The sequence below is a fragment of the Paenibacillus sp. FSL W8-0194 genome (genome assembly GCF_037969745.1).
Classification (GTDB): domain Bacteria; phylum Bacillota; class Bacilli; order Paenibacillales; family Paenibacillaceae; genus Paenibacillus_AQ; species Paenibacillus_AQ cookii.
Window position 1 is genome coordinate 1,078,644 of sequence record NZ_CP150205.1, and the last position, 26,357, is coordinate 1,105,000.

The 26,357-nt window shown below is 55.7% G+C and carries 22 protein-coding genes and 1 rRNA gene (1 of these 23 only partly in view); 15 read left to right on the top strand and 8 right to left on the bottom strand.

Annotated features, from left to right (window positions below; genetic code table 11):
* Nucleotides 1-26 precede the first annotated feature (26 nt).
* From MKY58_RS04535 to gcvPB, 9 genes are all read left to right on the top strand, one after another.
* The gene (locus MKY58_RS04535) at nt 27-1,787 is read left to right on the top strand and encodes a sensor histidine kinase (protein WP_339325052.1); all 1,761 of its coding nucleotides are present in this window, start codon (nt 27-29) and stop codon (nt 1,785-1,787) included.
* Nucleotides 1,747-2,931 (top strand): response regulator, encoded by a 1,185-nt coding sequence (locus MKY58_RS04540; protein WP_339323641.1) that lies wholly within the window; start codon nt 1,747-1,749, stop codon nt 2,929-2,931. Before MKY58_RS04535 ends, MKY58_RS04540 begins: the two co-directional genes overlap by 41 nt.
* Before the next feature lie 131 nt (nt 2,932-3,062).
* Entirely contained in the window at nt 3,063-4,334 is a 1,272-nt protein-coding gene (locus MKY58_RS04545) for a sugar ABC transporter substrate-binding protein (RefSeq protein WP_339323642.1), read from the top strand.
* A 36-nt stretch (nt 4,335-4,370) separates the two neighbouring features.
* A complete protein-coding gene (locus tag MKY58_RS04550) occupies nt 4,371-5,360 on the top strand; it encodes a sugar ABC transporter permease (RefSeq protein WP_339323643.1) in 990 nt (329 codons plus the stop codon).
* On the top strand, nt 5,357-6,169 hold the full coding sequence (locus MKY58_RS04555) for a carbohydrate ABC transporter permease (RefSeq protein WP_339323644.1): 813 nt from the start codon (nt 5,357-5,359) through the stop codon (nt 6,167-6,169). Before MKY58_RS04550 ends, MKY58_RS04555 begins: the two co-directional genes overlap by 4 nt.
* Before the next feature lie 23 nt (nt 6,170-6,192).
* Nucleotides 6,193-9,321 carry a glycoside hydrolase family 2 TIM barrel-domain containing protein gene (locus tag MKY58_RS04560; protein ID WP_339323645.1) on the top strand — a complete coding sequence of 1,043 codons (3,129 nt, stop codon included), beginning with the start codon at nt 6,193-6,195 and terminating at the stop codon, nt 9,319-9,321.
* Nucleotides 9,314-10,096: an SDR family NAD(P)-dependent oxidoreductase gene (locus tag MKY58_RS04565; protein ID WP_339323646.1), complete on the top strand. Its 783-nt coding sequence runs from the start codon at nt 9,314-9,316 to the stop codon at nt 10,094-10,096. Before MKY58_RS04560 ends, MKY58_RS04565 begins: the two co-directional genes overlap by 8 nt.
* A gap of 46 nt (nt 10,097-10,142) precedes the next feature.
* Nucleotides 10,143-11,552 (top strand): aminomethyl-transferring glycine dehydrogenase subunit GcvPA, encoded by a 1,410-nt coding sequence (gcvPA, locus tag MKY58_RS04570; protein ID WP_339323647.1) that lies wholly within the window; start codon nt 10,143-10,145, stop codon nt 11,550-11,552.
* Between the two features lie 18 nt (nt 11,553-11,570).
* On the top strand, nt 11,571-13,148 hold the full coding sequence (gene gcvPB / locus MKY58_RS04575) for an aminomethyl-transferring glycine dehydrogenase subunit GcvPB (protein WP_339323648.1): 1,578 nt from the start codon (nt 11,571-11,573) through the stop codon (nt 13,146-13,148).
* 125 nt (nt 13,149-13,273) lie between these two features.
* Here the strand turns inward: gcvPB and MKY58_RS04580 are convergent, their stop codons facing one another.
* On the bottom strand, nt 13,274-13,513 hold the full coding sequence (locus MKY58_RS04580; RefSeq protein ID WP_339323649.1) for a hypothetical protein: 240 nt from the start codon (nt 13,511-13,513) through the stop codon (nt 13,274-13,276).
* A 375-nt stretch (nt 13,514-13,888) separates the two neighbouring features.
* On the opposite strand from MKY58_RS04580, the gene MKY58_RS04585 reads away from it, so the two are divergent.
* Both MKY58_RS04585 and MKY58_RS04590 read left to right on the top strand, forming a co-directional pair.
* Nucleotides 13,889-14,104 (top strand): hypothetical protein, encoded by a 216-nt coding sequence (locus MKY58_RS04585; RefSeq protein ID WP_339323650.1) that lies wholly within the window; start codon nt 13,889-13,891, stop codon nt 14,102-14,104.
* Between the two features lie 46 nt (nt 14,105-14,150).
* A complete protein-coding gene (locus MKY58_RS04590) occupies nt 14,151-16,610 on the top strand; it encodes a glycogen/starch/alpha-glucan phosphorylase (protein WP_339323651.1) in 2,460 nt (819 codons plus the stop codon).
* 46 nt (nt 16,611-16,656) lie between these two features.
* Here MKY58_RS04590 and MKY58_RS04595 read toward each other — a convergent pair whose 3' ends face one another.
* The 6 genes from MKY58_RS04595 to MKY58_RS04620 form a co-directional block, all read right to left on the bottom strand.
* Entirely contained in the window at nt 16,657-16,794 is a 138-nt protein-coding gene (locus tag MKY58_RS04595) for a hypothetical protein (RefSeq protein WP_339323652.1), read from the bottom strand.
* 8 nt (nt 16,795-16,802) lie between these two features.
* Complete coding sequence (locus MKY58_RS04600; protein WP_339323653.1) at nt 16,803-17,564, bottom strand: SGNH/GDSL hydrolase family protein; 762 nt, start codon at nt 17,562-17,564, stop codon at nt 16,803-16,805.
* A gap of 230 nt (nt 17,565-17,794) precedes the next feature.
* Entirely contained in the window at nt 17,795-18,874 is a 1,080-nt protein-coding gene (locus MKY58_RS04605) for a Gfo/Idh/MocA family oxidoreductase (RefSeq protein ID WP_339323654.1), read from the bottom strand.
* 12 nt (nt 18,875-18,886) lie between these two features.
* Nucleotides 18,887-19,966 (bottom strand): Gfo/Idh/MocA family oxidoreductase, encoded by a 1,080-nt coding sequence (locus MKY58_RS04610; protein WP_339323655.1) that lies wholly within the window; start codon nt 19,964-19,966, stop codon nt 18,887-18,889.
* 4 nt (nt 19,967-19,970) lie between these two features.
* Nucleotides 19,971-20,819: a sugar phosphate isomerase/epimerase gene (locus tag MKY58_RS04615; protein ID WP_339323656.1), complete on the bottom strand. Its 849-nt coding sequence runs from the start codon at nt 20,817-20,819 to the stop codon at nt 19,971-19,973.
* 26 nt (nt 20,820-20,845) lie between these two features.
* The gene (locus tag MKY58_RS04620; RefSeq protein WP_339323657.1) at nt 20,846-22,009 is read right to left on the bottom strand and encodes a Gfo/Idh/MocA family oxidoreductase; all 1,164 of its coding nucleotides are present in this window, start codon (nt 22,007-22,009) and stop codon (nt 20,846-20,848) included.
* Nucleotides 22,010-22,168: 159 nt separating this feature from the next.
* On the opposite strand from MKY58_RS04620, the gene MKY58_RS04625 reads away from it, so the two are divergent.
* Nucleotides 22,169-22,996, top strand: coding sequence for an AraC family transcriptional regulator (locus tag MKY58_RS04625; RefSeq protein ID WP_339323658.1), 828 nt, complete (start codon nt 22,169-22,171; stop codon nt 22,994-22,996).
* 158 nt (nt 22,997-23,154) lie between these two features.
* The gene (locus MKY58_RS04630; RefSeq protein ID WP_339323659.1) at nt 23,155-24,075 is read left to right on the top strand and encodes a hypothetical protein; all 921 of its coding nucleotides are present in this window, start codon (nt 23,155-23,157) and stop codon (nt 24,073-24,075) included.
* Nucleotides 24,076-24,189: 114 nt separating this feature from the next.
* On the opposite strand, the gene MKY58_RS04635 is transcribed toward MKY58_RS04630, so the two are convergent.
* Nucleotides 24,190-24,642, bottom strand: a complete 453-nt coding sequence (locus MKY58_RS04635; protein WP_339323660.1) for an Rrf2 family transcriptional regulator — start codon at nt 24,640-24,642, stop codon at nt 24,190-24,192.
* A gap of 191 nt (nt 24,643-24,833) precedes the next feature.
* On the opposite strand from MKY58_RS04635, the gene MKY58_RS04640 reads away from it, so the two are divergent.
* On the top strand, nt 24,834-25,475 hold the full coding sequence (locus MKY58_RS04640) for an NAD(P)-dependent oxidoreductase (protein WP_339323661.1): 642 nt from the start codon (nt 24,834-24,836) through the stop codon (nt 25,473-25,475).
* A 464-nt stretch (nt 25,476-25,939) separates the two neighbouring features.
* Nucleotides 25,940-26,357: ribosomal RNA gene (locus MKY58_RS04645) — 16S ribosomal RNA — on the top strand (it continues 1,136 nt past the right edge of the window).

Below are 26,357 nucleotides of genomic sequence, written 5' to 3' on the forward strand. Positions count from 1 at the left end.
ACATGCAGACAAGGGGGGAAATCGTGATGAAAGGCCAGCGGCTTCGGCAGCTGTACCGCCGTCTCGTGTCGGGCTCGTACCGGAGCATCCGCACCAAGCTGCTTGTTTGTTTTCTCATCGTGGCCCTGATTCCTTTGCTTTCGCTCGGCGCGGTGTCGTATTACCAGTCGGCGAAAATGATCAATTCGCAGTTCGGCAAATACGGGGAAAACGCCGTGGCCCAGCTTGAGCAGCAGACCAATTCGTCATTGGGCCGCATGAAACAAACAAGCGAAACCATCTATTCGTATTTGTTAGACCCGGCCCGTACCGGTTTAGGGAACCGGGTTCCTGTTACTTATAGCGAAATTATCGAAAAAAACGATTTTGAAGCGCTGCTGAAGTCGCTCCGGACGGACCGGACGGCAGGCATTTATATCATTACGCCATCGGGGTATTATTACGGGGAAAGCAATCTGGACGTGGCCAAGCTGGATAACATTCCCGCATGGAAGTCCAGGCCGGCATCTTATCAAGGCACGTACTGGCTCGGTTTTTACGAGCAAAACCATGCGATGAGGGGGGAGGATTCCCATCTCCCGGTATTGGGGCTGGCGGTGCCCATCCACCACCCGAACGGAGCGCAGGACGGAAGCACGATCCTGATCGAGGAAAACGCGCAGGAACTGCTCCACATGTTCCGTCTGTTCGAGGAAGACACGAAGGCCCATCTGACGATCAAGTCCCCGGATGGAAGACTCATATACGAGAGCGCTTCCAAGTTTGCGCCGAAAAAAAACGACGTCATCTGGGACCGGACGTTGGCGGTGAATCAATGGACCATCGAAGCCCGGCTGCCGGCCAAAGCGTTTTATAAATCGTCCGGAGTCATTCGCTCCAACACCGTGGTCGTGGCCGTCATTTCCTGCGTGCTTGCGTTCGGGCTGGCTTACGTTTTCTCCTCCCGCTTTACGGCCCGGATTCGGACGCTCAAAGATTCGATGCAGAAGGTCAGCTTCGGCAAGCTCGATACCCGGCTGCCCGTTGAGGGCCGCGACGAGCTGGGAAGCCTCGACATGAGCTTCAACCGGATGGTGAGCGGCGTGCAGACGCTGATCGAGGAAGTGGAGCAAAGCGAACGGCTGAAAAAGGAAGCGGAGCTGCGGGCGTTCCATTACCAGATCAATCCGCATCTATTGTTCAACACGCTGAATTCGATCCAATGGAAAGCCCGGCTGGAGGGAGCGGAGGAGATCCGCCACATGCTTTACCATTTGACGATGGTGCTGGAGGGGAATCTCGACATTTCGCAGGAGCTGATTACGCTCGGCAGAGAGCTGCGCATGATCGATCACTTTTTGAAAATCCAGGAAATCCGGTACGGCGAGGTTTTCCGTTACGACCTGCACTGCGGGGAATCGCTGAAACGGTACCTGATCCCGCGGATGACGCTGCAGCCGCTTTTCGAGAATATATTTTTCCACGGCTTTACCGACGGCGTCGGCTCCATTGAGCTGGACGTGAGGGAGGACAACGACGAGCTGGTGCTGACGCTGAAGGACGACGGCGCGGGCATCGCGGCGGAGAAGCTGGAGCAGTTGTTCAAGCCGAAGCCGGAGAGCCGCGGGCGCGGCGGGCTCGGCGTGCAAAACGCGGACCAGAAGTTCAAGCTGCATTTTGGCCCGCCATACGGGCTTACGGTACATTCGACGAAAGGCGAGGGCACGACGATCCTCATTCGTTGGCCGAAAAAGGAGGAGGGTTCGGATGGAGACGGCAAAAAAAATCAAGGTGCTGATTGCGGATGACGAAAGCATCGTTCGCAAAGGTTTGCGTTCCACGATCGCATGGGAGCGATTCGGCATGGAGGTCGTTGCGGATGCGCCGAACGGGCTGAAGGCTTGGGAAGCTTTTCTCGAATACCGCCCGGAAGTTGTCATTACCGACATCGTTATGCCGGAAATGGACGGGATCGAGCTGTCGCGCAGGGTGAAGGAAGTTGAACAGCGGACGAAAATCGTTCTGCTGAGCTGTCACCGCGATTTCGAATACGCCCAGCAGGGCATCCGCCTGGGAGCATCCGGTTACCTGCTCAAGACCGCGTTCGAAGATGAAGAGCTGGAGGCGATGCTGGAGCAATTCCGGCAGGAGCTGCAGTCCCCGCCTCCGGCGGACGGTCAGGACGGCGAACGGCTGGAGGCGATGCTTTTTGCTTGGCTAAGCGGGCATCACGAAAAATTTCCGGCCGAGCTTGCCAGGCTGCGCGGGGGAACGTGGCATTTCAACGGTGAGCCGCTGCACCTTTATTTGATCCGTACGGCCGATTGCGGTTCGAGCTGGAGCGGGCTGCTCCTCGGCACTGGCCAGGACGTCAGGCACTTATGCGAAGGCACCGTGATCCCTTACGGCGAGGAATACTGCTATTGGGCCGTTCCCGAATCGCTGCGGGGGACCGCGGAGGGCTTGCTGGTCGAATGCAAAAGCCGGTGCGGGAAGCTGAAATGGAGCCGAAAGGGAGCATTGCAGGATGCCGGGGAACTGAAAGAGGCGTTCCAATCCCTGCATAAGGAAGCGGAGCTGGAACGAATATACGGCGTATCGGGAGAGGACTGGCCGGAGCCGATCTGGAAAGCGGTCCGCCTGCTGCACGAAAATCCGGCGGCGGATTGGTCGGCAAGCCAGCTGGCGGAAAGGGTCGGCCTGAGCCGCAGCCATTTTTCCATCCTGTTCAAGAAGGCGGTCGGAGACAGCTTTATCGCTTTCCAATACAAGCGGAAGCTGCGGCTCGCGTCGGCGCTGCTGCGCGATACGGGGTTGACGATGCAGGAAATCGCCGAGCGCACCGGCCTCGGGGACAGCAAATATTTCAGCAAATGGTTCAAGCGCTGCACCGGCCAAACGCCGAGCCATTACCGTTCCCAACAAAAAGGGGAGGCGTCCCGAACAGATTGACACCCGCCCGGCGACATTCGAACAAAAACGCAACAACATTCGAATAGATGCACGTTTTGAACCGCTTTCATAAGAGTTACGATGAAAGCGGTTCAATTATTATACACCTCATTGACAGGGGAGCTGACAAGATGAAAAAGAGAATTTCACTCATTGTCCTTGCAACAACGGTGATGGTATCCGTATTGTCCGCCTGCGGCGGAAGCGGCGGAAACGCCGAAACGTCCGGCCAGGGGGAAGGCGGCTCCAAACAATCGAAAACGCTGCGTTTTGCGACCTGGGATACCGGGGATGCGCTTAAGATCGAACAGGATATCGCCAAAAAGTTCGAAGCGGCGCATCCGGGCACGAAGGTGCAGGTCGAGGCTTACGCGGACGGATTCGACCAGAAGCTGGCCGCCGGCTTCGGCGCGGCGAACCCGCCGGACGTGATGTACATGTGGGACTTCCCGACGTACCATCAATCGCTTGAGCCGCTGGACGGCTATGCGGACAAGGACCCGGACCTCAACATAGATGATTTTTACAAAGGATTGTTCAACTACGGCAAAATCGGCGATACGCTTTACGGCATCCCGGCCGGGTTTACGACCCGCGTCGTGTACTACAACAAGAAGCTGTTCGACGAGGCGGGCGTTCCGTATCCGAAAGACGGCTGGACCTGGGCCGAATTCCAGGACATCGCCCAGAAGCTCACCGACAAGTCGAAAAAGCAGTACGGCTTCGGAGTGCGCGCCGAAAACGACACGTACGATCTCCAGGGATTCGTTTGGAGCAACGGCAGTTCCTTTATTTCCCCGGACGGCAAAGCGATCGACGGATATATGAACAGCAAGGAGACGGCCGAAGCGATCCAAATGTTCGGGGACATGGTGAAAAACGGCTCCGCTGTGCTGACGGGCGGAAAAGGCCAGCAGAGCGGCGACGACATCTTCAAAGCCGGCAAAATCGCCATGTGGGAAAGCGGCATTTGGCCGCTGGAGTCGTTTAAGCAGGCGGGCGTCGACGTAGGCACCGTGGAAATGCCGGCCTTCCCGGGCAAACCGGTCAAAGGCGTGCTCGCCGAATCCGCGCTGTCCATCGCCAAAGACTCCAAGCAAAAAGATCTGGCGTGGGAGTTCGTCAAATTTTACGTATCCAACGATTCGATCAAAATGCGCGTAGCCGACCTGCCTGTCCGCCAAAGCGTCGTGACCGAGCTGAAGAAGGATCAGGATCCGCTTTACAAGCCGTTTTACGCGATGCTTGAACGTTCGAGCGATACGCCGGCGTTCCTGCTGAACCCGAAATGGAACGAAGTGAACCGTCAGCTGTCGGCAGCGGTCGAAGCGGTGATGCACGGCGCGAGCGCCCAGGAAGTGCTGAACCAGGCGGTCAAAGACAGCGAGCGGTATTTGAAATAGACGCTTAAACAACTTCTAAAGAAAGAAGGTTAGGAGATGGCTCAGACCTACCTGCACAACGCACGGGAACAGACAGCCGCCCTTAAGCCCTTGAGAAAACGCAGATGGGGTGGGGCTGCTCCCTACCTCTTCATCTTTCCTTGGATATTCGGCTTCGTCGTTTTTACGCTCGGCCCGCTGCTGTTTTCGCTGATCATATCGTTTTTCGATTGGCCGATCGTCGGCAAAGTGACGTTTATCGGTTTCGACAACTATATCGAAATGTTTACGGACGATCCGATGTTCTGGAAATCGCTTTTCGTCACCTTAAAATTCGCGGCCCTCTTCGTCCCGCTCAACATCATCATCGCGCTGGGACTCGCCATGCTGCTGAACCAAAAGGTGCGGGGCAGCGCGATTTTCCGCACCGCCTTCTACCTGCCGTCCGTCATTTCGGGCGTGGCGCTCGCCATGATCTGGTCCTGGGTGTACAGCGGGGATTACGGGATCCTGAACTACTTCCTGTCGCTGTTCGGGATTCAGGGTCCGGACTGGCTGAACGACACGAAATGGTCGCTGGTGGCGATGGTCGTCGCCAGCCTGTGGGGACAAGGTTCGATGATGCTGATTTTCCTGGCGGGATTGAAGGGTATCCCGAAGGATTTGTACGAATCGGCTTCGATCGACGGGGCCGGCAAAATCCGGCAGTTTTTCAGCGTGACCATTCCGATGATCACCCCGACGATTTTGTTCAACCTCATTACGTCCATCATCGCGGCGTTCCAGCAGCTGACCTTGGCTTTGCTCTTGACGGGGGGCGGACCGCTGAAGTCTACGTATTTTTACGCGATGTACATGTACGAAAACGCTTTTAAATATTTCAAAATGGGATATTCCGCGGCCAACGCCTGGTTCATGTTCCTGATCGTGCTTGTGCTGACGTTCCTTGTCTTCAAGTCGTCGGAAGCATGGGTGTTCTACGAAGGCGAAATGAAAAAAAATTCGCGGGATAAGCGGAAATCGAAAAAAGGGGTGCAGGCCGGATGAAAAAAGCGCTGACGTACCTGCTGCTGATCCTGTTTTCGCTCCTGTTCATCGCGCCATTGTTCTGGGCGGTGACGACGGCGCTCAAATCGCAGCAGGAGCTGTATCTGTTCCCGCCCAAATGGATTCCTTCCGTCTGGAAATTCAGCAATTTTGCCGAAGCCTGGAACAGCCAGCCGTTTAACCTGTTTTTGAAAAATACGGTGATCATTACGGCCCTGTCCACGCTCGGCCAGCTGATCTCCTGCACCCTGGTTGCTTACGGCTTCGCCCGGTTCCAGTTCAAGGGACGCGACTTCCTGTTTCTGGTCGTGCTGGCGACGATGATGATTCCGTGGGAAGTGACGATGATTCCGCAATACATGGAATTCAACTATTTGGGCTGGATCAATACGCTGAAGCCGCTGATCGTGCCTTCGTGGTTCGGATCCGCTTATTATATCTTTTTGCTGCGGCAGTTTATTTTGACCCTGCCCAGGGAGCTGGACGAAGCGGCCACGATCGACGGCGCCAGCAAAGTGACGGTGCTGTTCCGGATCATCGTGCCGCTGATGTGGCCTTCGCTGATTCTGGTGGCGGTATTCCAGGTGATGAGCTGCTGGAACGACTATCTCGGGCCGCTCATTTTCCTGAACGACCAGACGAAGTATACGCTGACGCTCGGCTTGTCCCAGTTTAAGGGGATGTACGGCGTCGACATGCAGTCGATCATGGCGATTACATGCCTGATCTCCATCCCGCCGCTGGCCATTTTCTTCTTCGCGCAGCGTTATATCGTGGGCGGAATCGCGACGACGGGCATCAAAGGATAGATCGCAGAGAAAGGAAGAGGACCATGAATGACATCATGAAGCAGCGGGATTGGGATAACCTCGGCGTGCTGGAGCGTAACCGCACGAAGAGCCGGGCTTATTTCATCCCGTTCCCCGATCGGGAAGGCGCTTTGAGTTATGACCGGGGGAGTTCCCCGTGGTTCAAATCGCTGAACGGGATATGGAAATTCGATTTTGCGGAGGGGCCGGAGCTGGCTCCGCGGCATTTTTACGAGCAGGAATTCGACGTTTCGGGATGGGACGACATCCGCGTGCCGGGCCACTGGCAGCTGCAGGGCTACGGGCACCCGCATTACACGGACCTGTATTACCCGTTTCCGGTCGATCCGCCGCATGTGCCGAACGACAATCCGACGGGGAGTTACGTCAGGGACTTCGAGCTTCCCGCGCGATGGGACGGACGGCATGTGTCCATTAAATTCGACGGCGTGGACAGCGCCTTCCATCTGTGGCTGAACGGGGCGTTTGTCGGTTACAGCCAAGGGAGCCGCCTGACGTCGGAGTTCGATTTGACCCCTTATTTGAAATCCGGCATGAACCGATTGGCCGTTCGTGTGTATCAGTGGTCGGACGGCAGTTATCTGGAGGATCAGGACATGTGGTGGATGAGCGGCATTTTCCGGGACGTGTACCTGGTGGCCGAACCGTCCTCCGTGCGCATGGCCGATTTCCGGGTGGTAACGGAGCTGGACGCCGAGCTGACGAACGCGGTGCTGTCGGTGCGCACGGACATGGCTGGAAAAGACGCCGGAGGCAAAGTTCGCCTCCAGCTGCTGGATCGGACGGGAGCCGAGCTGCTCTCCGCCGAAAAAACATGGTCCGGGGAGGCGCATGCCGAGTTTAACCTGCCCGTCGCCAAACCGGTTTTATGGAACGCGGAATCGCCGTATTTGTACCATTTGGTATTGACCGTATTCGATGCGCAGGGGCAGGTAACCGAAACCGTCGCCCAGCGCGTCGGCTTCCGCCGCATCGAGGTGAAGGACGGCCAGTTTTTGGTGAACGGCAAGGCGATCCTGCTCAAAGGCGTCAACCGGCATGACCATCATCCGGATACGGGCCGGACGGTGACGTTGTCGACGATGCTGGAGGACATCAAGCTGATGAAGCGGCATAACATCAACGCGGTCCGTACGGCGCATTATCCGAACGACCCGCGCTTTTACGACCTGTGCGACGAATACGGGTTGTACGTCATGGAAGAAACGGACTTGGAAACGCACGGCTTCGAGCCGCTTGGCAACATATCGCGCCTAAGCGACGATCCGGCCTGGAAGGAAGCTTACGTGGACCGGGTGCGCCGCATGGTGGAACGCGACAAAAACCATCCGTCGGTCATCTTCTGGTCGCTGGGTAACGAATCGGGCTTCGGCTGCAACTTCCGCGCGATGTCCGCATGGTGCAAGGAACATGATCCGACCCGCCTCGTCCATTATGAGGAAGACCGGGAAGCGGAGGTATGCGACGTCGTCAGCACGATGTACTCTTCCGTGGAGAAAATGGAAGGCTTCGGCCGAATGGAGGATCATCCGAAACCGCATGTGTTGTGCGAATTTGCCCATGCCATGGGCAACGGCCCGGGAGGGCTGCGCGCGTATTTCGACGTCTTCGACAGGTACCGGCGCCTGCAGGGCGGTTTCGTCTGGGAATGGATCGACCACGGCCTCAGCCGCAGGACGGCGGACGGCAAGGCCGATTACGCTTACGGCGGCGATTACGGCGATGTGCCGAACAACGGCAACTTCGTGATCGACGGACTGGTCTTCCCGGATCGGACGCCATCGCCGGGACTCCTTGAATACAAGAAAATCATCGAACCCGTCCGGGTGAAAATGACCGATGAAGGCCGCATCCGCGTGACGAACCGCTACGATTTTATCGGCCTGGATCACTTGCGGGCGCATTACAGCGTCACGGGGGACGGACGGGTTTTGGACAGCGGCGTGCTTGAGCTGCCGGAGATCGGGGCGGGCGAAAGCCGCGAGGTGGAGATTCCGCTGCGGGATGACCTCTTGCGGAACGTCGCCGCCTTTGGCGCGGAACGCTGGCTGAACATCGGCTTCACGCTGGCGGCCGATTGCGATTGGGCTTCCCAAGGCCATGAGGTGGCCTGGGCCCAGTTTGCGCTGCCAATCGCAGCCGCCTCCGTTGAACCGGGAGCTGAGGCCGTCTCCGCCGAACCTCGGGCCTTGTCGGCAAACGAGGAGGACCGGAGACTTGCCGTTGGTAACGATGCGTTCCGGTTGACCTTTGACCGGCTTCAGCCGGGAATCGCTTCGCTGCACTTCGGCGGCAAGGAGCTGATCCGGCGCGGTCCGCGCCTAAACTTCTGGCGGGCGCCGATCGACAACGACATGTACGTGCTCGCGGATTGGCGCAAAGCCCATCTCGACCGGCTGTCGGAACGGATCGACGGTTTCCGTTGGGAACGGCTGGACGATAGCGCGGTACGGGTAACCTGGAATTCGCGGATTGCGCCGCCGGTCCATGATTGGGGTTTCCGCTGTGAGGTTTCGTATACGGTGAGCGCCAGCGGGCTGGTCGTCATCGACGTGAACGGGACGCCGGAAGGAACGCCGCCTTCCATGCTGCCGAAAATCGGCCTCCAGCTCGAAATACCGGGCGACATGGAGCATGTCCGGTGGTACGGGCGCGGGCCGGGAGAAAGTTATTCGGACAGCAAAGAAGCGGGCAGGTTCGGCGTGTACCGGAACACGGTTGACGGTTTATTTACGCCGTACGTGTATCCGCAAGAGAACGGCAACCGGACGGACGTCCGCTGGGTGTCCGTCTCGGATGGAACGGGCATCGGCCTGCTGGCGGCCGGCGCGCCGGTGCTTGAATTCAGCGCAAGGCGGTATGCCGACGCCGATCTGGAAGCGGCTCGGCATTTGAGCGACCTGAAACCGCGGGATTATATCACCCTTAATTTGGATTACCGGCAAAACGGCCTCGGCAGCAACAGCTGCGGACCGGCGCAGTCGCCGGAACATGCCGTCAAGCCGGAGCCTTTCCGGTTCCGCATCCTGCTGCAGGCGTATATGGCCGAAAACGGCTCGCCTGAACGGCTGTGGCGGAGCATGGCGGCGGAAGCGGACAACATGAAGCTGGAGGAGGAGAACGATGCTTAAATCACAGGATGTTTTGAACTTATCGGGTAAAGTGGCGGTCGTCACGGGGGGCGCTTCAGGGATCGGCCTGGCCACCGCCGAGCTGCTCGCCGAATTCGGAGCGCATGCGGTGCTGGTCGACATCAATGAAACGGCGGGGGAACAAGCGGCCGCCGGCATCCGCGAAAAGGGAGGACAGGCCAGCTTCTACCGCTGCAACGTCACTTCCGCCGCGGATTGCGAGCGCGTCGCCGGAGAGGTCGCATCGGCGCTTGGGGGCATCCACATCCTGTTTAACAACGCGGGCGTCATCCGCCGTAAAACGGTGACCGAGCTCGAGGAGCGGGATTGGGATCTGGTGCTGGACGTTTCGCTGAAAGGCGTGTACCTGCTCTCCAAGTACGTCATCCCGATCATGGAGCAAGGCGGCGGAGGCAGCATCATCAATACGGGTTCCGGCTGGGGGCTGAAAGGCGGGGACCGAGCCGCTGCATACTGCGCGGCCAAAGCCGGGGTCGTCAATCTGACCAAAGCGATGGCCATCGACCACGGCCCGGCCAACATCCGCGTCAACTGCGTGTCGCCGGGCGACACCGACACGCCGCTCCTTCGCGACGAAGCCAAGCAGCTTCAGCAGGACGAAGCGTCGTTCCTCGTCGCTTCGGCGGGCGGGCGGCCGCTGGAGAGGCTCGGCACGCCGCGGGATATCGCAAACGCCGTATTGTTCCTGGCCAGCGACCTCTCTTCCTGGGTGACAGGCAGCGTGCTTGTCGTCGACGGAGGCGGCATTGCTTAGGACGGATCTTTGTTTTGCTTTTCCAACACGAACGGAGGCGATTCATTTGGCAGAAAGAACTTATGCCCATCCTTATATTCCGAATACCGTACCGGAGGTCCGGGACGCGATGCTGAAGGAAATCGGCCTGACATCCTTGGACCAGCTGCATGAAGCGATTCCGGACGGCTTGAAGCTGAAGCGGGAGATGAACCTGCCGCCGGCGATGAACGAATACGAGCTGCGCCGCCATATCGAAGGCCTTCTGGCCAAAAACAAGGACGGCGCCGATTATCTCAATTTCCTCGGAGCCGGCTGTTGGCAGCATTTCATTCCGGCGGTATGCGACGAAATCAACCAGCGTTCCGAATTCGTGACCGCCTATGCCGGCGAACCTTACGAAGACCATGGGCGTTTCCAGGCGTTGTTCGAATACCAAAGCCTGGTCGCCGAGCTTGTCGACATGGACGTCGTCAACGTGCCTACGTTCGACTGGGCGCAGGCGGCATCGACGGCCATCCGGATGGCCGGCCGCATGACGGGCCGCAAGACCGCTTTGCTTCCGCGTTCCGTCGATCCCGATAAGGCCGCGATCATTCGCAATTACTGCGTACCGGTCATGGACATCGCATACGTGGAGATCGACCCGGCGACAGGGAAAATGGACCTGGACGACCTGCAAAGCAAACTCGGCCCCGACGTGGCGGCCGTTTATTTCGAAAACCCGGGGTATCTCGGCATCATCGAGGACCGGGGAGCGGAAATCTCGAAGCTTGCCCATGACGCCGGGGCCGTATCGATCGTCGGCGTCGACCCGATTTCCCTCGGGGTGCTCGAAGCTCCGCCGCGCTACGGCGCGGACATCGTCTGCGGGGATCTGCAGCCGCTTGGCATGCATATGAATTACGGCGGCGGCCAGGCAGGTTTCATCGCGACGCGCGATGAAGAGAAATTCGTCATGGAATATCCTTCCCGCCTGTTCGGCATCGTACCGACCGAGGTAGAAGGCGAATACGGCTTCGGGGACGTCGCTTACGAGCGCACGTCCTTTGCCCTCCGCGAGAAGGGCAAGGAATCCGTAGGTACCCAAACCGCCTTGTGGGGAATTACGGCCGGCGTATATTTGGCGCTGCTCGGTCCGCACGGCATGAAGGAGGTCGGCAGCACCATCATCCAGAAGTCGCATTATGCCGCGAAGCGGCTGGCGGAGATTCCGGGCGTTGCCCTTCGGTTCGAAGGCGCCTTTTTCAAGGAATTCGTCGTCGACTTTAACGCCACGGGCCTGACCGTTGCCGAGATCAACCGCCGCCTGATGGAGGAAGGCATTTTCGGCGGCAAGGATTTGTCCGCGGGGTATCCGGCGTGGGGACAATGCGCGCTCTACTGCGTGACGGAAATCCATACGCAGTCCGATCTGGACCGCCTTGCGGCCGCGATCCGCGCGATTGTCGGCACGTCATCGACTACAAGAACCTAAGAGGGGGAGACAGACGCCATGAAACGGATTAAGAGAGACCGCAAGGTCCGTCAGTTCCACCAAGCCAAATGGGATGAACCGGTTATTTTTGAACTTCACCGCCCAGGGGAGCGGGGCGTCATCCCTCCGGGAACCGAAGCGGCCGTGGCGGCCGCGGTCGGCAGCGCCGAGGACAGCATCCCGGCTTCCATGCGTCGCAGCTCGGCTCCCGCGCTTCCGGAAATCGGGCAGGCCAAAGTGCTCCGCCATTACTTGAGATTGTCCCAGGAAACGCTGGGATCGGATCTGAACGTCGAAATTGGGCAGGGCACCTGCACGATGAAATACATTCCGCGCATCAATGAAATGCTGATCCGCAACCCGCGTTTAACGGAGCTGCATCCGCTCCAGGATGTCGACACCGTGCAAGGCATGCTTGAGATTTACCATCGACTCGACCTTGCGATGCGCGAAATTTCCGGCATGGACGCTTTTTCGTTCCAGCCGAGCAGCGGCACCCAAGCATTGCTGGCCATGGCCTCCATCGTCCGGGCTTACCATGACTCCCGCGGCGAAGGCGACCGGCGGGACGAGATCATCACGACGATTTTCTCGCATCCGTCCCAGGCGGCGACCGCTGCGGTCAAAGGCTACAAGATCATCACGCTGCATCCGGACGAGGACGGGTTCCCGGATCTCGAAAAGCTGAAAAACGCCGTCTCGGAACGGACGGCCGGATTTGTCGTCGCGAATCCGGAGGACACGGGCATTTACAATCACCGTATCCGGGAATTTACGGACGTGGTGCACGCCGCCGGCGGCATTTGCTACTACGATCAGGCCAACGCCAACGGCCTGCTTGGCATTACCCGGGCGAAGGAAGCCGGCTTCGACATGTGCTTTTTTAACCTGCACAAAACCTTCGCCGCCCCGCATATGTGCGGAGGACCGGCGACGGGCGCGCTCGGCGTGACCGAAGAGCTGAAGCCGTTCCTGCCGGGGCCGCTCGTGGAACGCGAAGAAGGCGGGCGTTACGTACTGAAGGAGCAGGGCGACCTCAGCATCGGCAAGGTCCGCAGCTTCCACGGCGTGGCCCAAACCGTGCTGCGAGCTTACGCGTGGATTATGAGCCTTGGCGCCGAAGGATTGAAGGACGTGGCCCAAATCGCCGTACTGAACAACAATTACCTGTACCATAAGATTTTGCAGATCCGCGGCGCAGGCGCTCCGTACATCAAGGGCCGCCGCCTGGAGCAGGTGCGGTACAGCTGGAAGCAGCTGACGGACGAAACGGGCGTCACGACCGAGGATATCACGCGCCGGATGTGCGATTTCGGCCTCCACTATTGGACGTCCCACCATCCGTACATCGTGCCGCAGCCGTTTACGCTCGAGCCGACCGAGTCTTATTCCAAGGAAGACCTGGACGAATACATCCGGGCGCTGGAGTATATTTCGAATGAAGCTTATACGAACCCGGACATCGTCAAAACCGCTCCGCACAACAGCACCGTTCACCGCAACGACGAGTCGTCCCTCGACGATCCGAAGCAGTGGTGCATTACGTGGCGCGCGTACTTGAAGAAAACGAAGGCCCAACTGCAGGAGCAGAAATAGGCACGCGCCCGATGTGAAAAAGGCATCCTCCACTGGTTTGAAACGCCTGGGGGATGCCTTTTTCCGGCGGATGAGAGAGTGGTACGAGAAACACACGTCTTTGAGACGCTGGGTTTCTCTTTTTTTCATTTGCAGGAGTGGTGCTTGTTGGCATTGGCTTTTACATGAGTCGAATCCGTCATGAGCACGCGTCCCACCATTTTGTGCAAAAATGTATCGGAGAAATCTTCATAGGGTTTTACTAATAGAGTATCGTTTACAAAACTAGAAAACTCTTTGTCGAAATCTTGAACGGTTGAAAAACTATTGAGTTGGGTTTTGCATAATTTCAATTCAATACTGGTTGTTTGAAACATCGAGTTCATGATCTGGTGTGGCTCCTGCAGAGGCCGAAAATATAACGTGCTATAATATGGGAAGTAAGGAGAAAAACGGAGGAGAATGATGAATAATAGTAACAGCAATAATAATAGATTGAGATTATTTTGGATAACCGTAGGATTTGTACTAATAGCGGTGAACCTTTTTTCGCTGTCGTTTATACTTATTTCGGGTTATTTGTTTGATTCAATTTTCACCAAAACCTTTGGAATAGCAATAATATGGGGAGTTATCATATTATATTTAAAAGTAATACCGTACAAAGTTAGTAATACGGCATGGAAAATTATACTATTGTTTTTAATTATAATGACTATATTTTGCTATACTTACAATTTTCCTAATGGATATCTTGAACCGTGAACGAATATCACTCCGGCACCCTTGGGCGTATATTTATTAGGTGGGAGTTGCTTGGGGAATATGGCTGCAGCCTGCGGGCCGGGCACGGCCGAAAGCGGCTCTCCTCCAACGTTGCTTCAGCCGTCGTAAACGGGATCGCCTGCATCCAGGCAGCGCTTCGCATTTCGAGCCTGCGGCGCGACAGGCTTGGCGGCGATCGTACAAAGCCGTAACGCTGGCTGTACATCCGCGAATCTTAAACGTCAGGAGGAACTTCTTTTGTTCGACAACAAGGAATTTTTCAAAACTGCGTTCAAGGAGCAATTGGTTAGCCGTTTGGGAAAAAGCATGGAGGAGGCGACGGCAGGCGACATTTACAAAATACTCGGAAATTTGATCCGCGAAAACATCGGGCGCGAGTGGGCCGAAACCAATCAGGCCTATAAGGCGGACCGGGAAAAGCAGGTGTATTATTTTTCGATGGAGTTTCTCGTCGGCCGCCTGCTCGGGAACAATCTGCTGAACCTGGGCATGTACGACACGGTCCGGGAGGGACTGAAGGAGCTGGGCTGGGATTTGGAAACGATCGAGGAGCAGGAGCCGGATGCCGGTCTCGGCAACGGGGGGCTCGGACGCCTCGCCGCCTGTTTTCTTGATTCGCTCGCGTCCTTGGGGTATGCGGGCCACGGCTGCGGCATCCGCTATAAATACGGCTTGTTTGAACAAAAAATCGTCGACGGCCATCAGGTCGAGCTCCCCGATCCGTGGCTGCAAAAAGGGTATGTATGGGAGGAACGCCGGGAGGATAAGCGGGTTCCGGTCAGCTTTTGGGGACGGGTGGAGGTGTCCGAAAAAAACGGCAGGACCGTGTTCGAAACGGTCGGCGACGAAAAAATTTGGGCGGTGCCCTATGACGTCCCCGTCATCGGTTACGGCAGCCCGCATGTCAACACCCTCCGGCTGTGGAGCGCCGAGTCCGCGGTCGATCCGGCCATTCTGCGGTCCGGCGCCCAAAGCGGTCCCGCGAATAAAGGGTATTATCAATTTTTGGACTACAATCGTTCGGTGGAATCCATCTCCGAATTTTTATATCCGGATGATTCGGGGTACGAGGGAAAGCTGCTTCGCCTGAAACAGCAGTACTTTTTATGCTCGGCAGGACTGAGGAGCGTGCTGCGGACCTTCGAGAAGCTGGGATTGCCTTTTTCCGAGCTTCCCCGCAAGGTGGCCGTCCATATCAACGATACGCATCCGACGCTGGTCATTCCGGAGCTGATGCGGATTTTGATCGACGAGAAGGGGTTCGGCTGGGATGAGGCGTGGAGCCTGACGACCCGTACCGTGTCGTATACGAATCATACGCTGATGAGCGAAGCGCTGGAAAAATGGCCGGTCAACATGGTGCGCGAGCTTCTGCCGCGCGTGTACATGATTATCGAAGAAATCAACAAACGTTTTTGCGGCATGCTGCTGGAACGTTTTCCGGGCAGGCAGGACCTCGTCTCCCGGATGGCCATCATCGAAAGCGGCCAGGTGAAGATGGCCCATTTGGCCGTCGTAGGCAGCTACAGCGTGAACGGCGTGGCCCGGCTGCATACGGAGCTGCTGAAAAACGACGTCATGAAACCTTTTTACGGCTTGTTCCCGGAACGGTTCAACAACAAAACCAACGGCATCGCCCACCGCCGCTGGCTGATGCATGCCAATCCGGAACTCAGCCGCCTTATTTGCGACGGCATCGGCACCGGCTGGATCGAAAATCCCGAACGGCTGGAGGAATTGGAACGTTTCAAGAACGATTCGTTGTTCCGGGAAGAAATCCTCCGGATCAAACATGGAAACAAGCAGCGGCTTTCCGGTGAAATCCGGCAGAAGCAGGGCATTGTCGTCGATCCGGAGTCGCTGTTTGACGTACAGGTCAAGCGGCTTCACGGATATAAGCGGCAGCTCCTGAACGCGCTGCACATCATGCATTTATATCATGCGATCAAAGACGATCCGACCGTAGAACGCCTTCCCCGCACGTTTATTTTTGCCGCGAAGGCGGCGCCGGCCTATTTTTTGGCGAAATGCATCATCAAACTGATCCATGCCGTCATGGATACCGTCAACCGGGAGCCGCAAATGGAGGGCAGGCTGAAGGTCGTGTTCCTCGAAAATTATTCGGTTTCCCTCGCCGAAAAAATCATCCCCGCCGCCAACGTCAGCGAACAAATATCGACGGCAGGCAAAGAGGCTTCCGGCACGGGCAACATGAAATTCATGATGAACGGTGCGTTGACGGTCGGCACGCTCGACGGGGCCAACGTTGAAATGCATGAACGCATCGGGGCGGAGAACATGTTCCTGTTCGGCCTGCGTTCGGAGGAAGTCATGGATTATTACAAGCATGGAGGATATTGGGCAAGAGAAATCTATGAAAGCGACCCAAGGATCAAACGGGTGCTGGACGATTTGATCGTTCCCGGTCCTTTTTGCCGGCATGACCGCGAATTCGAGGTGATCTACCAATCGCTTCTCGACCATAACGACGAGTTTTTCGTGCTCCGCGATTTTGCGGATTACGCCGATACGCATGCCGCGGTTGAACGGGCGTATTTGGACGCGCAGGACTGGGCAGCCAAATCGATCGTCAATATCGCCCACTCGGGGCATTTTTCAAGCGATTGTACCGTCAAACGTTACGCGTCCGAAATCTGGAAGATCCATCCCGTGCGAAACGCGTTCGAAATCAGGTAAATGCTGCAAACGTTTTTCGAATTAGCGCCCAGACCCTCATTGGGGCTCATGGAATCCGGAATCCGATCGCAAGCGCAAGCGGCAAAAATCCCCTCCATACGCCGGCACGGGCACTGCGGTTCAAGGTTTTGGCCGCTGCAGCCCGGCGCCGGTCGCGCCGAGGGGATTTTTTCCTGTAGGGCATGCTGCTTATTATCCTTCGCAAGCGGCGTTGGTACCGCCGTCCCGCAGCAGATGCCGGTAATTCGATTTGACGAACTCCACCACTTTGTCGAAAATGATGCGGTGTCCCGCCTCGTTCGGATGAATGCCGTCGGAGCATAGGAACTTCGTGAAGTCGGGTTGCTGGAGAAATGCGCCGCGCACGTCGATCAATTTTGTTTTGGTCAGCTCGGACACTTTGAGAATCGTCGAATTGTAGCGTTCCTGCCACCAATAGATTTTCGTGACGCTGCCGAGCCATTTCAGGACGTTTTGCTGCGCTTCCGGATCGTTTTGGGTGACCCATTTGAAGTAATTGTCCGCGTTCAGCGGAGGCAGACTCATCAGAATCGGGATGATCTGCTGGCTTTTCAGGTCGTTGACCGTTTCCATCAGCACCTTTTCGAACGTATGGAAATCCGTTTTCGGGTGATGCTCGCGGCCCGGGTCTTTCGCAATTTCGTTCCAGTTATAATCGCAATCGTTCCCGCCGTATTCGATCAGCACGATGTTCGGCTTTTCCTTCATGACATCCCTTTTCAGGTTGCTAATACCCTTGAGCAGCGTATTTCCGAATCTTGCGGTATTGCGGACCGCGCCTTTCAGCTTGTTTTGGAGCAGCGAGACGTAGTTGTCCTCCAAGATCACGTATTTGTTGCGAGCCTCGTCATAAATGACGCCTTTGGAGATGGAATCTCCGGATACGATGTATTTGGCGCCGTCATTTCCGAATTCATGTTGAAAACCGCTCACAGCATCACCCCGTTTCCACTATTATTTCTTATAACTTCTATTGTAATGCAGTTTCTTCCCGCAAAGCAAATAACGGCGTTCGGCCGAGGGCTCGAGCAGCCTGCGTCCATTCGGGGGATCATCGGCCTCCGGCTTAAAAAAAAGGAAGCTCCTGCATCGGATCGCCGCAGCCCGTAAGTTCGGGAATGCAAGGATCGATGCAGGAGCTTTTTCGTGGCATAACATACATTTTACGATGATTTCGTCAGCACGGCGTTTGCCGGAGGAAACCGCAGCCCTTGGCCGCTCCGGGTCCGTTCATACAGCGCTTCGATCAGCTGCAGCGCCTTGATGCCTTCCTCCCCGTCAATCCAGAACGGACGATCCTCCCGGACATGCGCATAAAAGTCGGCAATCAGCTTCCGGTGGCTCGGCCCCCAATACGATTTGCCTCCGAAGTTCGATCGGGGCGGCTCGCTTAGAAGCGTTTCCCTGCCGTCTTTCCATAGGTACAGCGAATCCCGGCGCTGCGTCAACACGCCATGCTCGAATACGACCTCCAGCTCCACGGGCGAATCGGCGCGGTATCCGTTCGTTCCGTAAAACAACGCCCTGGCGCCGTTGGCGAAATCGATGCAGGCATGCGCGGAATCTTCCACCTCGATGGAATCCTCCAGCGTATCGCATGTCACGCTCCCTTTGACCGAGGTGATTTCGCCCCCGAACCATTGCAGCAAATCAAGGGTATGGATGGCCTGGTTGATCAGCATCCCGCCGCCTTCGGTGCTCCATTTGCCTCGCCACGCTCCGCTTTCGTAGTAGGCACGGCCGCGCTGCCAAGTGACGATGCCTTTCATGCAGACCAGCCGGCCCAGCTCGCCGGAGACGATATGTTCATGTATGATCCGCGAAGCGTCATTATAGCGGTTTTGGAACGAAACGCCCAGCTGGCGCCGGTTTCTTCTCGCTGCCTCGATCATGGCTTGGGCGGCCGCGGCGTTTTCCGCGATCGGTTTTTCCGTCAGGACGTGTTTGCCGGCCGCGAACAGTTCAAGCGCCATCTCGGCGTGCAGATGATGGGGGGTGCACAGGTGAACGATTTGGATGTCTTCCCGTTCAAGCAGCACTTTGTAATCCGTGGCGGCTTCGCATCCGTAACGGCTTGCCGCCCCTTGGGCTTTCTCCGGATCGGCGTCGATGACGACCCGCAGTTCGGCGTCTTCCAGTTCCGCAATCGAGCCGGCATGAAGGGGATGAATGGCCCCGCAGCCGATGATGGCTGCTCCTAACTTTTGCATGACGATCCCGTCCTGTCCGTTGAAATTTGGCATGGCCGCCCTGCATTACGAAATGCGAACGGCCATTTCCTGCGCCTTCAGGCATAATTCCGCAGCCTTGAAGGCATGCTCCTGCGTCATTGCATGTTCGGTCCGGTTCAGGCAGTCGAGGATGAGCTCGCCGAAAAACGGATAGCCGACCTGCCCATTTACGTCGAAGCGGCGTTCCCCGTCTTTATTGACCAAATATACATGGTCCCCGGCCGAATCCCTGGCGATGTCGATGTATTTTCGCAGCTCGATGTACCCGTCCGTGCCGAGGATAAACGTTCTGCCGTCGCCCCATGTGCCGAGCCCGTCCGGCGTAAACCAGTCGACCCGGAAATATTGGGTGGCCCCGTTCTCTCCGACCAGCGTGGCGTCGCCGTAATCCTCAAGCTCCGGATAGTCCGGATGGTTGTAATTGGCCACTTTGCTGTGCAGCACTTTCGCGTCTTTGTTTCCGGTATAAAAAAGGAACTGCTCGATTTGATGGCTGCCGATGTCGCATAATATGCCGCCGTATTTGTCTTTTTGGAAAAACCAATCCGGACGGGAGGACGCGCTCAGGCGATGCGGGCCGAACCCGGTGACCTGAAGCACGCGGCCGATCGCGCCTTCGCGGATCAACTGTCCCGCATATACGGCGGATTCGACGTGAAGGCGCTCGCTGTAATACACCATATATTTTTGGCCGGTTTCCCGGACTTTTGCCCGGGCGGCTTCCAGCTGCTCCAATGACGTAAACGGCGTTTTGTCGGTAAAATAATCTTTGCCTGCATCCATGACCTGAAGTCCCAGCGCGCAGCGTTCGGAAGGGATGGCGGCGGCCGCAACGAGGCGCACTTCCGGATCTTCGAGCACCTGCTCCAGACTGTCCGCTGCCTTTGCCCCTGGGAACTTGGAAGCGAAGCTTTCGGCTTTGGCATGATCGCGGTCGTACACCCATTTCAAAGTTGCCCCGGCTTCGATGAGCCCTTTGCTCATGCCGTGAATATGGCCGTGGTCCAGCGCGGCCGCCGCGAACACGAATTCGCCGGGCTTCACGACATGATTCGGTTTGCCCTGCGGGGCGTAGTTCATTCCGTCCTGTTTTGAAGCTGTCATCCGTTTACATCCTTTCGCGCATAAATTCGCCGAACTGCTTCAGCAGCTCGCGGGAGTCATATTGGGCGCTGAAGTCCTCGATGCCGAGGTATCCGTCGTATCCAACGCTTTTCAAGTCACCCACGAACGCGGCAAAATCGATGATGCCGTCCCGGAGCGGAGCCCACTCGGAGCGCCATTTGGCGGTTCCGTCCTCGCGGCTGCCTTCCTGCACGAAACGCGCGTTTTTGACATGCACATGCGCAAGGTAGGGACCCAGCAGCTGCATGCCCATGCGGTAATGCTCGAAACCTTCGTGCACCATGTTGCCCGGATCAAGCAGCACGCCGATATAGTCCGGGTCGCAGTGGCTGACCAGGCGGTGAGCCAGTCCGGCGCTTGGCGCGATCGTCCCGTGATGCGTTTCGACGACGCCTTTGACGCCGTATTGCTTCGCGAGCCGTTCGGCTTCTTTTAAGTAGCTCACGTTTTTTTCGTATAAATCCGGGTAGGATAACGTCTTATTGTAAGGGGCTACGCCGATCCGGATCATGCTTGCCCCAAGCAGGCGTGCCGTATGGAAGGCATGTTCCGTTTCGTCGAGCTTCATTTCGTTCAAGTAAGGGGTTACGCTCACGACCTCGAGTCCTTCGCCCTCGGTCACTTCCTTGAATTTCAGCATTTCCGGTTCCGAGAGCGACGGATCGATGGAGCACAGGTTGTTTCCCCAGAAGGAAGGCTGCTCTCCGGCTATGGCTTTCGGCACTTCCTTGAATCGCCATTCGACGCCGTGAAGTCCGGCTTCTTTGGCGGCTCGAACCAGCTCTTCGGGCGTCAGGTCCGGGGTGGCTACGGTAAATACGGAAAGTTTCATGTCATTTATGCCTCCTCGTTAAGGGATTAATGCGTTCCTTTTACGTCCAGGACAGCGGCTGCTGCAGGATCTTTGCGGAACGTGGAGTTTGCTATTTTTTCCTGAAGCTTTTCGTAAAATAGATCCTCGTCGAGCGGCAGATCGACCCAGTCGTCGGTCCAGGCGGACAAATGCATCGCGTTAGATATCGTCAGGCCGAGAATGCCTTCCTCGCCTGGCGCAAGCAGCTTTTCGCCGTGCAGGAGCGCGTTCGTGAAATTTTGCAAAATGCCTTTATGCTGCGGCCCGCCGCCGCCCGCCACCGGAATGTCGCATACCCAGCACTCCGGTTGCCCGAATCCTCCTTTGTATTCGCGGTTGAACTGAGGTTCGGGAACGCGTAGACGCCAGAAGGTTAATTTATCGTTTTCGATGACGATTTTGCCGTTGTCTCCGGTAATTTCAAAACGGTTCGTGCCAGGGCTTTCCCCGACGGTGGTCACAAACACGCCCGTGGCTCCATTCTCGTATTCGACGTAAGCGGTCACGTCGTCTTCGACTTCAATGTTCCGGTATTTGCCGAAATGGCAAAATGCCCGGACGCGTTTTGGCATCATGCCTGTCGTCCACTGCCACAGGTCCAGCTGGTGGGGATCCTGGTTCAGCAGCACGCCGCCGCCTTCGCCGGCCCAAGTGGCGCGCCAGCCGCCCGAATCGTAGTAGCTTTGCGAGCGGTACCAGTTCGTGATGATCCAGTTTGTTCTGCGAACTTCGCCGAGCTCGCCGGATTGGATCAGGTCGCGAAGCTTGATGTAGAGCGGATTCGTGCGCTGGTTGTACATGATGCCGAATTGCTTGCCGCTTTTCGCCGCCGCGTCGTTCATTTCCCTTACCGCTTTCGTATACACGCCTGCCGGTTTTTCCACCAGCACATGGTAACCGTTTTCAAACGCCTGAATGGCCATCCCCGGATGATCGTAATGCGGGACCGCGATCAGTACGGCATCCATCGCCTTGGAAGCCCAAAACGCTTCCGGCGTATCATACAGCTGCACCGACGCCGGCAAATGCTGCTTCGCCCATTTCAGTCTTTCGGGATTCGTGTCGCAGACGGCCGTGAGTTCGGCGCCGCGAATTTCCCCGCACAGGTTTTGGGCATGAGAGACGCCCATATTTCCAATTCCGATAATGCCATAGCGAACCTTTTCCATGCCGGAATTTCACCCTTTCTCTCTGCTATTCCCCCTAAGCTTAGCCCGAATCCGAAAAGATGAGAATGACCTGGATTAAGAGTGTTTTGCACAAAATTAAGGTGTTTTGGATAAATGGCCAATGGTACAATAAGGGAGAAGAAAAGGGGGAATGCGCTCGTGGAACTCGCGCTGGACATGGCCGGAAGAATGCCGGAAGGATTGACGTTGAACATCAGCTACGCCCAATACCGAAAAGGGTTTCCCGGCTGGAACCGGACGGAAATCGCCCCGTCGTTTCACCGGCTCTATTTTATCGCGGAAGGGCGGGGGTCGGTCACGCTCAACGGGGTCAAATACGAACCGAAACCCAATCAGATGATGATCATGCCGGCGGGCACGAATCAGATGGCACTGACCGATCAGGAAGATCCGTATTCGCGCTATTTTTGCCATTTTGACGCCCAGGTGGGGGAATGGCCCCTTTTTCCGGCGGACGGCAGCCTGTATATTTGCGACGCCCGCGACCCTGCTTTTATCGAACGGACTTTTCAAGAGTTGGTGGAGCTTTTCCATCGGGGAGGGCCTTTTGCCGTGCTGCGAACCCAGTCCTGCTTGCTGACGATGCTGGCGTGCTGCCTGGAGGACGGGGGATACACCGATTTTTGGAAAAAATTTATGCAGCAGACGGAACGGAGCAAGCTCGGAAACGTATTAAGCTATATCCAAACGCATTTGCATGAACCGATGGAAATCGAACAGTTGGCGGAAATCGTACATTTGCATCCGAACTATTTCATCCCTTATTTCAAAAAAATCATGGGCGTCACGCCGATGCATTACGTGCAGCGCAAACGGATGGAGGAAGCCAAAAGGCTGCTGACCTACACCGATACCGCCATTTCGGACATCGCCGATCAGATCGGCATGCAGCTGGCCTATTTTTCGCGGCAGTTCAAAGGTTATACGGGCCTATCGCCTTCGGCCTACCGGGCCTGCATTCGTTGAAATCGGCTTGCTTTGATGCGAAGCGGAGTTTCCTTACCTAAGTATCGATTTCATGGTTCCAAAGTAAGTTTTTGCAAAACGCGTATTGGAAGGCATCCCTTGATTGGGTAAGATATGGATGGTTTACGCCCCTAAAACAAACGAAAGGTGAGATGCGAATGAAACGCGCCATCGTCAAACCTCTGCTGACGGTTTTAAGCCTGGCGGTTGCCTTGGTCATGATGGTCCCTGCCGGTTCGGCCAGCGCGGCCGATTCCAAGTGGATCAACAAGGTGCTGGCCGATTACAAGGCCTATAACCAGAAAGTGACCTCTTCCTATAAAAACTATCAGGAGCAGATCGATGCCAGCTATAATCAGTATTTGACGCAATACACGGCGACCATGACCGAGCTCGAAAGCAAGGTACTGTCGGATCTGAAACAATGGGACGAGAAGCTGGAAGCGGACTATAACGAGTTGAAGGCAAAATACGGGGACGACCGGAGTAAAACTTCGGCCCTGAGAACCTATGACAGATACATTAACCAAAATTTCAATGGCAGCCCGATGAACCTTTATGCCACCGCGGCCAACCGCAATTACCGGGACAGCACCATGTGGGTCTACAATAAGGCGCTGAACGAAAATTTCATTGACAGCAAAACGTGGAGATACAGTAAAGCGATCAATCCCAACTATCTGGACAGCGCCGCATTCAAATACAGCAAGGCGGTCAATGAAAACTATTACGACAGTCCGATGCAGAGACTGAAGCACGCTTCAAGCAAAAACTTTTACGGCAGTCCGATTTATCAATACTACCACGGCAAAATCAGCAAAACGAAGGCCCAGCAGGAATACGCAAAAATCTATAAGAAGCAGACCGAAAGGCTGAACGCCATTGTCGCGAAAAGCAAGCAGGATATTGCGAACAGGGCGGCGGTTACGCGGCAAGAGCTTGATCTGCTGCATGCCAAATCCGTTGACGTTCTTGAACAGCGGCGGGAAGAAGCGCTGAAAAAGATTTCGGATCTGCGCATCGAAATTTGCGGGGAAGGGCTTAACTGGCAGCCTTTGCTGAAGAATTCCGCCCAATAAGGTCTGATCCGTTATTTTCCTAATTCATGAAGAAACGAGGCAAACCTCCGCGAAGGGGATTGGCCTCGTTTTTATGTTTACGCAGGGTTTGCCGCACTTTTCAAGCGACTGCCTCTATCCGTTTTCTAAGGATCTCATTTTATCGGACTCCAAAATATCTTCGACGACTTCGGCAAGGGTAACGCTGGCGAGCGATTGCTCCATTGCGTTTTGGGCTGCTGAAAATTGTTTGGTCAGCGATTGTTGGATATTGCGGCCGACGATACATTCCGGGTTCGGGCGTTCATGGGAGTTGAATAAATCGTTTTCGGCCACGACGTTCACCGCCTTGTATACATCGAGAAGCGTTATGTTTGGCAGTTCTTTGGCCAGTTCGGCCCCGGCCACCCCGGCACGAACGTGTACGAGGCCGGCGCTTTTCAACATGCTCATGACTTTGCGGATCACGACGGGATTCGTGTTGACGCTGGCAGCGATGTACTCGGAAGTATTGGTTGCCTTGTCTTTGCTGACGGCCAGCAAGCACAAAATGTGTATCGCTACGGAAAATCTGCTGCTGATGGACACCTTGACCCCTTCTTTCTTCCTTAACGAATATAATCATTTATAACATGACCATACTATCGTTACAAGTAAAGCTCCGGATGGAAAATACGCTCAAAATGAGACGGTTGACAAAGCATTGAGTTGTAACTAAAATGATTACATGTAGTGTATTAGATTACAGGTGATGATACCATACGGGAGGAAAACATATTATGAAAATCGCAGTCATCGGAGCCAGCGGGAAAGCAGGGAACCTGATCGCTCAAGAGGCCGCCAAGCGCGGACATGAAGTAACGGCCATCGTAAGAAACGCATCCAAGCTGCAAGGCGGGTATTCTTCCGTCATCGAAAAGGATTTGTTTGATTTGGCGGCAGCCGATTTGCAGCCGTTCGACGTCGTGGTGAACGCTTTTTCGGCGCCACCGGGCAGCGAGCATCTTCACGTGGAAGCGGGAAGAGCGCTCATCGACGCTTTGAAAGGGGCACCGAATACGAAGTTGTTTGTCGTTGGCGGGGCTGGCAGCTTATTTGCCGACGAAGCCAAAACATTAAAAGTGATGGATACGCCGGACTTCCCGAGCATTTACTATCCGACGGCATCTAATCAGGGCAAAAACCTGGAGGACCTGCAGCAATCGGAAGGGATCACGTGGACATTCCTCAGCCCATCGGCATTTTTTGATGCGGAAGGAAAAAGAACGGGCTCTTACAAAAAGGGAAAAGACCATCTGCTTGTGAATTCCAAGGGCGAAAGCTACATTAGCTATGCAGACTATGCGATCGCCGTGCTGGACGAGATAGAAAATCCGAAGCATATCAATGAACGGTTTACGGTCGTAGCCGAGCATCTATAATATATAGAACGAATAGAATCGATTGAAGTTGAGGAGAGCGGGTCTGCCTGAGCATAAGCGGCTCGGGCAGACTTCTTTCATCTATAGAAAAGAAGAAGCGACAATAGATTTGAATTAGATTTAAATTTGTAAAATTTTTCTGCTTGCCGCAGGCGTTGAATCATGGTACATTATAAATCCGGCCGACGAAAACGAAGGCAGGGCCAAGAAATAAAAAAAAGAACTTCAAAAAAAGTTCTTGCAATCTTAAAAAGAACATGATATTATATAAGAGTTGCTGCTGAACACAACGGCAACAACGAAAACGAAATGTTTGATCTTTGAAAACTGAACAACGAGTGAGATATGAGGTTTCGGCAACGAAACCGAAATGCGAAGCAAATCGGTCCAAGCCTATGGCTGGATGGTTTGCGGAGCACAAATGAGAATTAAATTCTCGTCAGATTCAAAATGAGTCACAAACTTTCTTGGAGAGTTTGATCCTGGCTCAGGACGAACGCTGGCGGCGTGCCTAATACATGCAAGTCGAGCGGACTTGATGAGGAGCTTGCTCCTCTGATGGTTAGCGGCGGACGGGTGAGTAACACGTAGGCAACCTGCCCGTAAGACCGGGATAACTACCGGAAACGGTAGCTAATACCGGATAATTTATCGCTTCGCATGGAGCGGTAATGAAAGACGGAGCAATCTGTCACTTACGGATGGGCCTGCGGCGCATTAGCTAGTTGGTGAGGTAACGGCTCACCAAGGCGACGATGCGTAGCCGACCTGAGAGGGTGAACGGCCACACTGGGACTGAGACACGGCCCAGACTCCTACGGGAGGCAGCAGTAGGGAATCTTCCGCAATGGGCGAAAGCCTGACGGAGCAACGCCGCGTGAG

Excerpts from the sequence above, each read along its gene's own strand:
- gcvPB (WP_339323648.1), top strand. The coding sequence starts at position 11,571 with ATGAAACGGATTAAGAGAGACCGCAAGGTCCGTCAGTTCCACCAAGCC.
- MKY58_RS04545 (WP_339323642.1), top strand. The coding sequence starts at position 3,063 with ATGAAAAAGAGAATTTCACTCATTGTCCTTGCAACAACGGTGATGGTA.
- MKY58_RS04630 (WP_339323659.1), top strand. The coding sequence starts at position 23,155 with ATGAAACGCGCCATCGTCAAACCTCTGCTGACGGTTTTAAGCCTGGCG.
- MKY58_RS04610 (WP_339323655.1), bottom strand. The coding sequence starts at position 19,966 with ATGACAGCTTCAAAACAGGACGGAATGAACTACGCCCCGCAGGGCAAA.
- MKY58_RS04560 (WP_339323645.1), top strand. The coding sequence starts at position 6,193 with ATGAATGACATCATGAAGCAGCGGGATTGGGATAACCTCGGCGTGCTG.
- MKY58_RS04555 (WP_339323644.1), top strand. The coding sequence starts at position 5,357 with ATGAAAAAAGCGCTGACGTACCTGCTGCTGATCCTGTTTTCGCTCCTG.
- MKY58_RS04535 (WP_339325052.1), top strand. The coding sequence starts at position 27 with ATGAAAGGCCAGCGGCTTCGGCAGCTGTACCGCCGTCTCGTGTCGGGC.
- MKY58_RS04620 (WP_339323657.1), bottom strand. The coding sequence starts at position 22,009 with ATGGAAAAGGTTCGCTATGGCATTATCGGAATTGGAAATATGGGCGTC.
- MKY58_RS04580 (WP_339323649.1), bottom strand. The coding sequence starts at position 13,513 with ATGAACTCGATGTTTCAAACAACCAGTATTGAATTGAAATTATGCAAA.
- MKY58_RS04640 (WP_339323661.1), top strand. The coding sequence starts at position 24,834 with ATGAAAATCGCAGTCATCGGAGCCAGCGGGAAAGCAGGGAACCTGATC.
- MKY58_RS04550 (WP_339323643.1), top strand. The coding sequence starts at position 4,371 with ATGGCTCAGACCTACCTGCACAACGCACGGGAACAGACAGCCGCCCTT.
- MKY58_RS04565 (WP_339323646.1), top strand. The coding sequence starts at position 9,314 with ATGCTTAAATCACAGGATGTTTTGAACTTATCGGGTAAAGTGGCGGTC.
- MKY58_RS04595 (WP_339323652.1), bottom strand. The coding sequence starts at position 16,794 with ATGCCCTACAGGAAAAAATCCCCTCGGCGCGACCGGCGCCGGGCTGCA.
- MKY58_RS04540 (WP_339323641.1), top strand. The coding sequence starts at position 1,747 with ATGGAGACGGCAAAAAAAATCAAGGTGCTGATTGCGGATGACGAAAGC.
- MKY58_RS04615 (WP_339323656.1), bottom strand. The coding sequence starts at position 20,819 with ATGAAACTTTCCGTATTTACCGTAGCCACCCCGGACCTGACGCCCGAA.
- MKY58_RS04605 (WP_339323654.1), bottom strand. The coding sequence starts at position 18,874 with ATGCCAAATTTCAACGGACAGGACGGGATCGTCATGCAAAAGTTAGGA.